This is a genomic window from Sutcliffiella sp. NC1, from assembly GCF_027594365.1.
Taxonomy (GTDB): domain Bacteria; phylum Bacillota; class Bacilli; order Bacillales; family Bacillaceae_I; genus Sutcliffiella; species Sutcliffiella cohnii.
Genome location: NZ_CP115153.1, coordinates 1,663,644 through 1,675,658, shown reverse-complemented (window position 1 = coordinate 1,675,658; position 12,015 = coordinate 1,663,644). Strand labels below are relative to the sequence as shown.

General features: G+C 38.0%; 12 protein-coding genes. 6 read left to right on the top strand and 6 right to left on the bottom strand.

Annotated features, from left to right (window positions below):
• Position 1: 1 nt before the first annotated feature.
• The 4 genes from O1A01_RS08625 to O1A01_RS08610 form a co-directional block, all read right to left on the bottom strand.
• The gene (locus O1A01_RS08625) at positions 2–418 is read right to left on the bottom strand and encodes a MaoC family dehydratase (protein WP_066410719.1); all 417 of its coding nucleotides are present in this window, start codon (positions 416–418) and stop codon (positions 2–4) included.
• 1 nt (position 419) lies between these two features.
• Positions 420–1,916 carry an o-succinylbenzoate--CoA ligase gene (locus O1A01_RS08620; protein WP_270066045.1) on the bottom strand — a complete coding sequence of 499 codons (1,497 nt, stop codon included), beginning with the start codon at positions 1,914–1,916 and terminating at the stop codon, positions 420–422.
• A gap of 12 nt (positions 1,917–1,928) precedes the next feature.
• Positions 1,929–2,552, bottom strand: a complete 624-nt coding sequence (locus O1A01_RS08615) for a TetR/AcrR family transcriptional regulator (protein ID WP_066410722.1) — start codon at positions 2,550–2,552, stop codon at positions 1,929–1,931.
• Between the two features lie 202 nt (positions 2,553–2,754).
• Positions 2,755–4,305 (bottom strand): glycine betaine uptake BCCT transporter, encoded by a 1,551-nt coding sequence (locus tag O1A01_RS08610; RefSeq protein ID WP_066410724.1) that lies wholly within the window; start codon positions 4,303–4,305, stop codon positions 2,755–2,757.
• Between the two features lie 726 nt (positions 4,306–5,031).
• On the opposite strand from O1A01_RS08610, the gene ehuB reads away from it, so the two are divergent.
• The 4 genes from ehuB (at position 5,032) to ehuA (ending at position 8,154) form a co-directional block, all read left to right on the top strand.
• Positions 5,032–5,898: an ectoine/hydroxyectoine ABC transporter substrate-binding protein EhuB gene (gene ehuB, locus O1A01_RS08605; protein WP_066410726.1), complete on the top strand. Its 867-nt coding sequence runs from the start codon at positions 5,032–5,034 to the stop codon at positions 5,896–5,898.
• A gap of 115 nt (positions 5,899–6,013) precedes the next feature.
• Entirely contained in the window at positions 6,014–6,670 is a 657-nt protein-coding gene (ehuC, locus tag O1A01_RS08600; protein WP_066410864.1) for an ectoine/hydroxyectoine ABC transporter permease subunit EhuC, read from the top strand.
• Positions 6,670–7,338 (top strand): ectoine/hydroxyectoine ABC transporter permease subunit EhuD, encoded by a 669-nt coding sequence (ehuD, locus tag O1A01_RS08595; protein WP_066410727.1) that lies wholly within the window; start codon positions 6,670–6,672, stop codon positions 7,336–7,338. The genes ehuC and ehuD overlap by 1 nt, the downstream gene beginning before the upstream one ends.
• A gap of 18 nt (positions 7,339–7,356) precedes the next feature.
• Positions 7,357–8,154 carry an ectoine/hydroxyectoine ABC transporter ATP-binding protein EhuA gene (ehuA, locus tag O1A01_RS08590; protein WP_084380059.1) on the top strand — a complete coding sequence of 266 codons (798 nt, stop codon included), beginning with the start codon at positions 7,357–7,359 and terminating at the stop codon, positions 8,152–8,154.
• 127 nt (positions 8,155–8,281) lie between these two features.
• On the opposite strand, the gene O1A01_RS08585 is transcribed toward ehuA, so the two are convergent.
• Entirely contained in the window at positions 8,282–9,148 is an 867-nt protein-coding gene (locus tag O1A01_RS08585) for an MBL fold metallo-hydrolase (RefSeq protein WP_270066044.1), read from the bottom strand.
• Entirely contained in the window at positions 9,148–10,566 is a 1,419-nt protein-coding gene (gene nhaC / locus O1A01_RS08580; protein ID WP_270066043.1) for a Na+/H+ antiporter NhaC, read from the bottom strand. Before nhaC ends, O1A01_RS08585 begins: the two co-directional genes overlap by 1 nt.
• Positions 10,567–10,989: 423 nt before the next feature.
• Here nhaC and O1A01_RS08575 point away from each other — a divergent pair, with 423 nt between their 5' ends.
• The gene (locus O1A01_RS08575) at positions 10,990–11,361 is read left to right on the top strand and encodes a VOC family protein (protein ID WP_066410732.1); all 372 of its coding nucleotides are present in this window, start codon (positions 10,990–10,992) and stop codon (positions 11,359–11,361) included.
• A 107-nt stretch (positions 11,362–11,468) separates the two neighbouring features.
• Complete coding sequence (locus tag O1A01_RS08570) at positions 11,469–11,990, top strand: DUF6199 family natural product biosynthesis protein (protein WP_066410734.1); 522 nt, start codon at positions 11,469–11,471, stop codon at positions 11,988–11,990.
• Positions 11,991–12,015 lie beyond the last annotated feature (25 nt).

Here is a 12,015-nt window from a genome sequence, read left to right as displayed (position 1 = left end):
GTCATATTGTTTCTCCTTCCTTCGGTACCATCATCGCTGCCGTTCCAGTTAACACTAATTTTCCATCTTGGTTATGGCATTCCGTTAAAAGCTTAACGATATTTTTTTCTTCTATAAATTCTTGAACTGTACCAGTAGCTGTGATTGTATCTCCCGCAAAGACTGGTGCCGTAAAACGAATCGTTTGCTCCACATAAACAGACCCTATTCCTGGAAGTCGATATCCTAATAATTGAGACAATAAACTAGAGGTTAACAATCCGTGGGCGATAGGCGCCTTAAATCTTGTTTTTTTTGCATACTCTTTGTCAATATGAACCGGGTTATAATCACCACTTAGATCTGCAAAGAGCGTAATATCTTGTTCCGTGAAGGTTTTGCTACAGGAAGCTGTTTGACCTATTGTAAATCTTGCCATTCTATTGTTTCACCTGCTTTTCCTTTATAGTTAAACGGTTCTTTTGAATTTTTCCCGTTGCATTTTTCGGCAGTTCCTCCAAAAATATGATTTGTTTCGGAACTTTATATTTAGCTAGATTCGTTAAACAATGTTGTTGGATTTGTTCCTCCGTAATGAAAGCGCCTTCTTTTTTAGCTATAAAAGCAATTGGAATTTCTCCCCACTTTGGGTCGATACTTCCCACTACAGCGACTTCTTTAATTTCAGGAAGTTGTTTTATAACCTGCTCTACTTCAAGCGGATACACATTCTCGCCGCCTGAAATAATCATTTCCTTTTTTCTACCTACAATGTAGACGAAGCCTTCTTCATCAACTCGAGCCAAATCCCCTGTATGAAACCACCCATTTATGATTGCTTCACTTGTTGCTTCTGGCCTGTTCCAATAACCTTTCATTACATTTGGTCCACGTACTATTAAATTTCCAACGTCACCTTGTTTAACATCATTCCCCTGTGCATCAATAAGCCTGTAATCAGAAAAGACAACTGGTTTCCCTATCGAACCTTTTTTTCGTGGTGCATCTTCGCGACTAAGCATAAAAACGGTTGGAGATGTTTCTGTAAGGCCAAACCCTTGACCAAACAAGAAGCCTTTATCATAATATTCTTCGATAAGCTCCACTGGACAAGGTGCTCCACCACTATAAAACCAGCGCACTGATTTCATTTTTTCTTTTTGAAAGGATGGACAGTCGAGTAATGCTTGGTGGATCGTAGGGACTCCCATTACAACGGTAGCTTCAAACGTTTCTATCATCGTAATGACTTTAGTAGGCTCAAATTTCCCTGGAATAATTATAGCTCCACCTGTAAAAAGTGTTGGGAATGCAAACAACCCAAGTCCACCAATATGGAAAAGTGGCAGCAACACGATGGAACGGTCTTGAGACGATAAATCAATGGCCAATATATTATTGAGCGCATTCCAATGCATGTTGCTTTGAGTCAAAACCGCTCCTTTTGGTTTTCCTGTAGTGCCGGACGTATAACATATAATAAATGGGGCCTCGTCATCGATTTCCGGAGTAAAAGTAGAATCTGAGAAATTCTCGTAATCTCGAAATCTATTTATATTTACAAGTTGTAAACCTATTTCCTTTTCAATTGAATGCCCCAATTCATAGTAATCTTTATCCACAACTAAAACAGTAGTGCCACTATCTGTTAGTTGGTAAAGAAGTTCTGTAACACTTAAACGTATATTTAGTGGTACGGCAACACATTGAAGTCTCGCTATGGCAAATAAAAGTACGATATACTCCAGTCGATTTTGTGAAAGAATTGCCACTCTATCTCCTTTTCTCACCTTCATTTCATTGACCAAGTATGCTGCTGTATTTTTAATGTGTTGTTCTAGTTTTTCGTATGTAAGTTGTTCTTGGTCTGTAATGACAGCGATTCGGTCTGGATTTATGTGGGCCCGCTTGCTAATCCAGTAAGCAATCCCTTTCATGCCATCCCCTCCTTAACTTTTTTTAATTCCATCAAAGATTAATGTCATTGCTGAATCAAACACTTCATCTGGTACATTTTGACCTTCCCAAAATACCCAGCGCATTCCTAGAAACTGACCAATTGACATTAAACAATAAGCAATTGTTTCGAGATGAATATCTTTAAATTCCCCATCTTGAACGCCAACCGTTAAACTTTTAAGGAAACCGTCTGCTAATTTTGCGTAGTACCAACGATAAAGTTCCTGATCTACCACAATAGCTTGCTGGACAATGCTATACAATTCAGGGTGATCCTTAACCCAATTAAAAAACGCCTTAAAACCATTTCTTTGCGCTTCTTCATGTGTTGTAGCAGAAGTCATTTTTTCTTTAATAGCTTTTCTTAAATTACGGTTATAGTGTTGAATAAGCTGATCATAAACATCCTTTTTCGATTGAAAATAATTATAAAATGTCCCCTGACCAACCTCTGCCTCTTGTGTAATATTCACAATAGATGCTTCAAAATAGCCCTTCCTGCCGAAAACCTTTTCAGCAGCATCTAATATTTTCCGTCTTGTTTCCGCTCCTTTCTTCGATAAATTTAGGTTGTCATTTGCTGCGTTATCTTTTTTTGTATTTATTTCTGACATGTGAATCACCTCTCAGTTTTCATTATATTCAGGCAATTCTACCATGTCAAGACATTTTTTGTGGGACGGAGGGACAGGTCCCTCGTCCACACATTTATTGGAAAATCCTTAAATTTGCCGTCTCCAATTCGTTTATAATCCGCTATATATAACAAAACAACGCCCCAACCGAAGTTGAGACGTTGCCTATAAAATTACTCGTTTACCCAGCTTTTTTAACATTCTTTTTACTTTTCTTAACTGGTTTCTCTATGTTAATAATTTGACCAATTCCAAGTTCTTTTGCTTCTTTATTTAAAGACTTGAGTAAGCTGACTACCATTAACAATATTATGATGGAAAATGGTAGAGCTGCCAGAATCATAGTGTTTTGAAGAGCTTGTAAACCTCCAGAATAAAGGAGGGCTATTGCAGTAATCGACAGGAAGATTCCCCAAGTAGCTTTTATAATTCTACTTGGATTTAACGATCCATTCGTTGTCATCATCCCTAAAACGAATGTACCAGAGTCAGCTGATGTTACAAAGAACGTAACAATGATTAAAATCGATAACAGGGATAATGCCATGCTCAATGGAAACCCTTCTAACACGCCGAAAAGAGATTCTTCCGGTGCTAATGAAGAAATAGAAAGTAGCCCTGACATTTCCGTAACAATGGCTGCACTTCCGAATGTTGTAAACCAAAGGAAACCGATAACGGTAGGAACGAGTAGTACACCTATCACAAATTCTCGTATCGTACGACCTTTCGAAACTCTGGCAATAAACACTCCGACAAATGGTGCCCATGCAATCCACCAAGCCCAATAGAAGATTGTCCAGCCATTGATCCAGCTTCTTGCTTCTTCGTTCAGCGGTGCTATACGGAAACTCATATTAATGAAATTTTGCATATACGCACCCAATGTATCAGTAAATAAGTTCAGTGTAAAAAGTGTCGGTCCAAAAATAAAAACAGCTAAGAAAAGGACAGCTGTAAGCCTCATATTTATATTACTTAATATTTTTATTCCTTTACTTAAACCCGTCATGGCAGAAATCATAAACAAGATAGTGACAACGAGAATAATAAGCGTTTGGCTTGTCATTGAGCTTGGTACACCAAATAAATAGGATAATCCTCCATTAATTTGCATTGCACCGAATCCTAATGAAGCAGCTACTCCCATTACGGTTGAGACGACTGCAATAACATCAATGGCTTTCCCGACAGAGCCATCCGCGTGTTTGCCAATTAAAGGTCGTAACGTTCGGCTAATTAAGCTTAGTTCCCCTTTTCTAAAGGTAAAATAAGCTAGTGCCATCGCTACTGAACCGTAAATTGCCCATGCATGAATTCCATAGTGGAAGAAAGTAAATCTCATCGCATCTTTGATTCCTTGATCTGTACCTTCTTGACCTGTTGGAGAACTAATCATGTAATGGCTAATTGGTTCATATGTACCATAAAAAATTAGGCCAATCCCGATCCCTGCACTAAATAACATCGCAAGCCAAGTTGGACGTGAAAACTCAGGCTTATCGTCCTCTTTCCCAAGCTTAATTCGGCCAACTGGACTTACTAATAAATAAAAACACACAAAAACAAACGAAGTCACTAAGACAAGGTAATACCACCCAAATGAGTCCGTTATTACTCCTTGCGCACTATTTGTTGCTTGTTCTAACGTTGAGGGCATGACGATCCCCATAAAAACAAAAATAGCCAATATTACTACTGATGTATAAAAAACAGTTGATGCATTTTTCATATTAAATTTTAACTCCCATCTTTGATAATTCGCAGAGGGTTTTACTTCGATTGGAAACATAAAAAATAAAATTCACACGACTAAAGTATATTTTTTGTGAAGTAATACCAAACTTAACCCTAAAAATTTGCGTTCATACTACATACTAAATCTCGTAAAATACCATTGTCCATCTGTTTAGATTTAGGAAAATTAGATAGATAAAATACAGCAGAGGTATTTCTTCTGGATTATTGCACAGGATATTTTGAGGAATACTATAACTATAACAAAGTTTGCAAAACCAATCACACACGAAAAATCCGCTTATTTACGGCTCACACCTACCAATCCCTTTTTAGAAAGATTAGACAAGGTAAATTCTTAATATAACTCTCAGATGCTCGGAATTTGGGACAGAGGGACAGGTCCCTCGTCCACACATTTTTTGGAAATCCAACCAATGAATACACCTTATTTTCGTTTAGAAATGTAAATTGTAGTTTCATGTATGTGCTTTTTCTCCCCCTTGAGTATTTGCGAGAATGAAAGAGGATGTTGGAATATGTTTAAGGACGTGTAGGATAAATCTTCCACAAGAGAACAAACGATAGAATTATCTGAAAAATGCGAGAATACAGAGTTTGATTCATTTATTCTAATAAATGTAAGATTTATATGTATATGTCTTACTGACTTTCATGATTGGCCAATCATAGAGTACTAACTTTTCGGGGGGAGCATTACTTGAAGAAATTTATTACGATATTTACTATTACAATATTTACGATCGTACTAGCCGCTTGTTCTAGTACATCAAGCGGAGATTTAAGCACGTTAGAACGTGCGAAGGAAGAAGGAAAAATAACAATAGGCTTCGCGGGGGAAAATCCATACGCCTACCAAACAGCTGATGGAGAACTAACAGGTCAATCCGTTGAAGTTGCTCGCGCCGTATTCCAAAAGTTAGGAATAGAAGAAATGGATGGAGTTTTAACGGAATTTGGTTCATTAATAAACGGTTTACAGGCAGAAAGATTTGACGTAGTAACTGCTGGGATGTATATAACACCAGATAGATGTGAGCGTGTGCAGTTCGGTGAACCAGAATATAGTATTGGGGAAGCATTGGCAGTTCAATCGGGAAATCCATATAATCTACATAGTTACGAAGACATCGCAGCAAATCCTGATGTAAAAATTGCTGTAATGGAAGGCGCTATTGAATTGTCATATCTAGATGCGGCTGGGGTTAGTCAAAGCCAAATAGAAATTGTGTCAGATATTCCATCTAACGTTGCAGCTTTACAATCTGGTCGTGTAGACGCGATTACGATGACTAGTCCTACGTTAGAAGCAGCGCTAGCAACTGCAAATGCAGATAATGTTGAACGTGTAGCTGACTTTGAGCAACCTATTGTTGATGGAGAAAGTGTAAGAGGATATGGTGCAGCTGCATTTAGATTGGCGGATGAGGAATTTGTTCAGGCGTACAATGAAGCTTTACAAGAATTAAAAGATTCTGGTGAACTACTAGAAATTATCAGTGAGTTTGGTTTCACAGAAGACGATCTACCTGGTGACATGACAGCAGCTGAACTTTGTGGAAGCTAATAAATGTATTAGAGCTTATTAGTAGAACAACAGGCGCTCTTCGTCAGGGTGCCTGTTTTTTCTTCCTTCCACCCCACCTTTACTTTTACGGTTAAATGACAATAAAGGAGTGATCATTATCCAGCCTTACATAGAAATTTTGCCGCAGTTACTAAAAGGGGCAAATACAACAATACAAATATTAATTGCCTCCGCGTTAGTGACATATAGTGTTGCGTTTATAGCCGGACTAGGCAAGATATCACGATTTAAGTTGGTAAGGGGCGTAACTACCTTTTATGTAGAAATATTTAGAGGAACATCGTTACTTGTCCAAATGTTTTGGATATTTTACGCACTTCCCGCTTTCGGTATTACTCTTTCTCCATTTTTAGCTGGTGTTATAACATTAGGATTAAACTACGGTGCTTATGCTTCAGAAGTAGTAAGAGGTGCTATTCAAGCAATACCAAAAGGACAAACAGAAGCTGCCATCGCTTTAAATATGAGTCGTTGGCACAGAATGACACGTGTTATTCTACCTCAAGCTATTAGAATTATGTTACCTGGTTTCGGTAACATATCTATCGAACTATTAAAAGGGACATCGTTAGTTTCCTTAATAACATTAGCAGATTTAACGTTTCAAGGATTAATTATACGTAATACTAATTTAAGTTATACATTCCATGTTTTTATAAGTTTACTAGTTATTTATTTCTTAATAGCATTACCATTAATTATTTTAGTACGAAAATTAGAGAACAGAGCAGCGAAAGGGGTGGCTAAATAATGAGTTGGGATTGGGAGTTTGCGATAGAAATCTTTCCTGAATTATTTAATGTTATTTGGCTAGTAATTGGCATAACGTTCGCTGCCTATGCAGTAGCATTGATTTTCGGATTAGTACTCACATTTGGAAGAAGGTCAAAATTTAAGCCTCTAGCTTTAGTAACATACGGGTTTATAGAGTTCGTGCGATCCACTCCGCCGCTAGTGCAATTATTTTTTGTATATTTCGCATTACCACAATTAGGCATTACAATGGACAAATATGTAGCTGGAATTTTAACATTAGGCATTCACTACAGTACGTACGTGTCAGAAGTTTACCGATCCGGAATTGAATCAATCCCAAAAGGTCAATGGGAGGCAAGTAGAGCATTAAATTTCTCAAAAACGCAAACATGGTTTCGCGTTATATTACCACAATCCATACCACCAGTTATTCCAATGTTAGGAAACTACTTACTAGTGTTATTTAAAGAAACACCGTTATTGGGCGCTATTGGGGTTTTAGAATTTTTAACGAGAGCTAAAAATATAGGTTCAGCTTCCTTCAGTTACTTAGAACCTTTTACCATTGTTGGTCTATTATTCTTAGTATTAAGTTACTCCTCCTCTATCATGATACAGAAATTAGAAAAGAAAATGAAAAAGGTACATGTTAGAACGAACTAAATTGAAAGGTGTGATTATATGAGTGACCAACCACTCGTTCGATATAGTAAAGTAAGTAAAAGCTTTGGTGACTTAAAAGTATTAAAAGAATTAGATTTAGCCATAAAGCATCGGGAAAAAGTGGCGTTGATAGGACCAAGTGGATCAGGAAAAACAACGATTATCCGTATGTTAATGACGTTAGAACAGCCCACTTCCGGTGTGATTGAATTGGAAGGTGAGCCTCTTTGGCATAAGGAAGTAGACGGAAAGCTAATAGAAGCAGATGAAAAGCATTTGCGAAAAATGCGGAGCGACATAGGTATGGTATTTCAGCATTTTAATTTATTTCCACATATGACGATTTTAAGAAATGTAACAGAAGCCCCTATTCGTGTCCAAGGATTATCAAAGGAAGAAGCGGAAGCAAGAGCGATAGATATGTTAGAAAAAGTTGGTCTTGGAGATAAGTTAAATGCCTATCCAGCTCAACTATCTGGTGGTCAGCAACAACGAGTAGCGATTGCTAGAGCTGTAGTGATGCGACCAAAAGTGATGCTGTTTGACGAAGTAACATCAGCTCTTGACCCAGAACTTGTAGGAGAGGTGCTACAAGTTATTAAAGATTTAGCAGAAGAAACAGATATGGCAATGATCTTAGTAACCCATGAAATGGACTTTGCCAGAGACGTTGCAGACCGTATTGTTTTTTTACACGATGGTCAAATAGAAGAAGAAGGTGCACCACAAGAGGTATTAGGAAACCCTAAATCTGAGAGGCTACAAACATTTTTAGGTAGGTTTATGAGTGATACCGGTGCTGTACAAACTGGTTAATGTAAACAGATGAATGTGGACTAGAGATAAGCCCCTTTCCCTTCCGATGTAATGACGAAAGGACAAGGTTAGAGGGGCTTTTCCTGGGAACCAAAAGTGTGGACGAGGGATTTCCCACGTCCACACTTTATATTTTGAATTCGATTTCTTCGTCTGCGATATAAAAACCTCTTGCTTCCACTTCTTTTCGTAATTCCCCATCTGCGCGTAATACAGGGTTTGAATGGTTCAGATGGATAAAATAAACTTGTGTTGACTCTACTAAATCTTGTAGTCGATCCATCGTTTCCGTCATTGGTGGGTGAGGAATTTGCCCAAAGTCGCGGTTAATTTTTGCTAAATCGTACTGGGAGTGAAACGTTCCATCGAGAAAACAAATATCCGCCTCTTTCACCGCTTCAGAAATATCCATATCCCATTCATCCCATCGATCGATATCTGGAATAAATAATACTTTTTTATTCGGACCTTGAATCCAATAGGAAAAAGTTTCCGAAAACTCATTGCGATGTGGAACAAGAACTGGTGTAACGGTTACGTCCTTTGATAAATTAACTGCTTCTTTATCATTAATTTCTTCGACAACGATGTTTTCAAGGGCAGTTAATTGGCTCCATGGTGCATCCGTTTCAAGCAATTTTTTCATTTTTGCTCCTGCCATGACTGGTAACTTGTTAGCATTTATCGCTTCTTTTCCTAAAAACATTAATCCAGGGTAATGACCGATATGAGCATGTGTTAGAAAAATACTACTCATCAACTTCGATTCCATTCCATATTTCATTTGCAATCGTCCCATTTGTTCCCTTAAATCTGGTGTTGCCTCAATTAAATGCCATTTCTGTTCCTCTGGTAGAACAATAGCCAATGATGATGCGGTTCTCTTCCATTTATGGTCTGCTATTGCTCTTTTACAATTTTCACAAAAACAATTTGGATGAGGTAGTCCGCCATCTTGAGCAGTACCCGTTACACTTAAAATAACTTCACTCACTATAAAGCCTCCTCTTTTGCAGGTGTCGATTTTATTTCATGGCTGTAATCTTTTCGTGTTATCGTCCAACCCGTGAAACCGAAAAGGAGATTGATTAATGGTACAAGATAGATAAAGAATGCGTACGGTATAAACTCCCATGCACTGATACCAAAAATACTAGAAGCAAAGACAGCCGGTACACTCCATGGTATAAGATTGATTCCAACCGTCCCCATTGACTCAACCGCTCTTGATAAATTTTTCGTATCGATTTTCATATCTTTATATTTTTGAACAAACGTTCTTGCAGGTAATATAATGGCTAAAAACTGTGCGCCGCTCGCTAGTCCGACAGCCAACGTTGTTAATAGAGTAGAACCAATAAGCGTTCCAGTAGTTTTCACTTTTTCCATCATTTTTTTCGTTAATACTTCAAACGAACCAGTTTCTTCTAAAATACCACCAAGTGCCGTTGCAATGATCAAAATGCCAACCGTTCCGAGCATCGAAGTAAGTCCACCACGATTTAACAATGAATCTACTGCACCAACTCCCGTTTCAATAGAAAAGCCACTCGTCATAAATTGAACGATAGAACTTACGGAAGTACCCTGTACAACAACTGCTAACACAGCTCCTAATAAACTAACACCCATTAAGGCAGGTAATGCTGGTACGCGTTTTAACATTAGTAGAATCGTTAAAACCGGAAGTAATAACAGCAACGGATGAATAACAAACGCTGCGCCTAATCCTTGCATCATGGCTTCAACAGTACTTGAATCCATTTGTGAACCTGCTACTTCAAAACTACCAAACAACCAAAATAATAATAGAGATAACAAAAACGCAGGAATCGTATCCCAAAGCATATGTTTAATATGACTAAATAAATCCGTATCAACCATAGCTGCCGCAACATTCGTAGTGTCTGATAATGGGGACAGCTTATCTCCGAAATAAGCTCCTGAAATAACAGCACCTGCTACTAGTGCCGGTGAAAATCCTAATCCTTCTCCAATTGCCATGAATGCAAGCCCAACCGTTGCAATCGATGTAAAGGAAGTTCCTAACGTAATCGCAACGATACCCGTTACGAGAGCGACGAGTGGAACAAACCAAGACGGATCAATAATCATCATTCCATAATAAATCATCGTTGGAATAACTCCACTCGCTATCCAAGATCCAATAATCATCCCGATTGCTAATAAAATAAATACTGCAGGCAAAGCTCTTGATACTCCATTGACCATCATTTGTTGTACATTATTCCATCTCCATCCAAAGCTAATAGCGATGATGGAAGCTAATATCACCCCAACAATTAATGGAAAGTTCATCCCTGCCTTCCAAATAAAAATAGAACAGGCCGCAGCAGCGATTAAACCTAATAAAGGAATTAGTGATTTCCCGAAGGTTACATTTTTTTTCATTATTATCCCCCCAATACCTATTCTAAAAGTAAAATACTTTAACACTTTAAAGCTTTTACGCTTTTATGCTTTTATGCTTTTATGTAGCGTTAATGATATTGAGATATTAAACAATTTCTACTAATCTGTCAACCGAGTGGTCAGTGCTCCCTCGTCCACTCAGACAAATTTATAACCACACCTACCTAACACAATGGTATAATCTAATCTGTATAGGGATTAATAACAGAAAATTCTTATAAAGGGGTGGTTAGTGTTTTATTGTATTTACTAACATTATTGTAGTAAGTGTAGAGTATACTTTTAAGTGTGGTACATACTCCTTTCAATAACAGTGCTGGAAGGATTGCACTCCCTCTCTCAGTTGAAAAAAAATGTTTGGACAAGGGATGTCCCCGCGTCCACGGAAAAGGTGGTAGTATGATGAAATTAGGAGCATTTTCGGTCAGTTTAAACGTGAAAGATATTAACGCATCAAAACTATTTTACGAAAAATTAGGGTTTCAAACGCTAGGTGGGGATATTAGTCAAAATTGGCTTATTTTAAAGAATGAAAACTGTGTTATCGGGCTATTCCAAGGTATGTTTGATAAGAATATCCTTACTTTTAACCCTGGTTGGGATCAAAACGCCCAAAATATTGATTCTTTTACCGACATTCGGGAACTTCAAAAGCACCTTAAGGAAAATGGGATATCGATACAGCGTGAAGCGGATGAATCCAGTGAAGGGCCAGCATACTTTACTATTGAAGACCCAGACGGGAATCAAATTCTAGTTGACCAACATCGATAAATGTGTGGGAAAATACAACCTACAGGAAAATGATTCAGAGCACATCTTCCATCTCATTGAAACATTCACAACTTGTATCCGTATTATCCTGTAGGGGGATAATCGTCATGAAAATTAATAAACTGTTTTTATTCTTACTTCTGCTCTTACTACCAAGCGTTGTGGCGGCTGAAGATAATATCCACGTGGTCAAAATAGGAGGGCAAGAGTATACAGTAAACGCCACTGCCTATGAAAATGGATATAGTTATACTGTTACAACGGATGGAACTACCTATATTTATGAGTGCCATGGTGCGGGAGACGTTACTACTTGTTCCGGTAGATTTGTTGGGAACGACGATGCTACTGTCACGGAAATGAGTAGGATGGAAGAAGCTGTTCAGCATTATGAAACTACATATGGTACACCTCGACTGGAAAAAATTGAGTCAAGGTCCGGTAATGTTCTGATGGGCCTATTCGTAATTGGAGTGGGTGCGTTTTTAACCTTTGCTCCAAAAGCTGCATGGTACCTAGAGATAGGTTGGAAGCTAAAAGACGCAGAACCAAGTTCGATTGCAATTACGATGAACATCTTTTTTGGAATTATCATCGGAATTGTTGGAGTAGTAATGTTGTTTTCTTAAGAAGTGAAATAAGTATAATTTGGAA

What these genes read in the sequence shown, in the direction of transcription:
- O1A01_RS08625 (WP_066410719.1), bottom strand. Translation starts at nt 418, where the DNA reads ATGGCAAGATTTACAATAGGTCAAACAGCTTCCTGTAGCAAAACCTTC.
- O1A01_RS08620 (WP_270066045.1), bottom strand. Translation starts at nt 1,916, where the DNA reads ATGAAAGGGATTGCTTACTGGATTAGCAAGCGGGCCCACATAAATCCA.
- O1A01_RS08615 (WP_066410722.1), bottom strand. Translation starts at nt 2,552, where the DNA reads ATGTCAGAAATAAATACAAAAAAAGATAACGCAGCAAATGACAACCTA.
- O1A01_RS08610 (WP_066410724.1), bottom strand. Translation starts at nt 4,305, where the DNA reads ATGAAAAATGCATCAACTGTTTTTTATACATCAGTAGTAATATTGGCT.
- ehuD (WP_066410727.1), top strand. Translation starts at nt 6,670, where the DNA reads ATGAGTTGGGATTGGGAGTTTGCGATAGAAATCTTTCCTGAATTATTT.
- ehuA (WP_084380059.1), top strand. Translation starts at nt 7,357, where the DNA reads ATGAGTGACCAACCACTCGTTCGATATAGTAAAGTAAGTAAAAGCTTT.
- nhaC (WP_270066043.1), bottom strand. Translation starts at nt 10,566, where the DNA reads ATGAAAAAAAATGTAACCTTCGGGAAATCACTAATTCCTTTATTAGGT.
- O1A01_RS08575 (WP_066410732.1), top strand. Translation starts at nt 10,990, where the DNA reads ATGAAATTAGGAGCATTTTCGGTCAGTTTAAACGTGAAAGATATTAAC.
- O1A01_RS08570 (WP_066410734.1), top strand. Translation starts at nt 11,469, where the DNA reads ATGAAAATTAATAAACTGTTTTTATTCTTACTTCTGCTCTTACTACCA.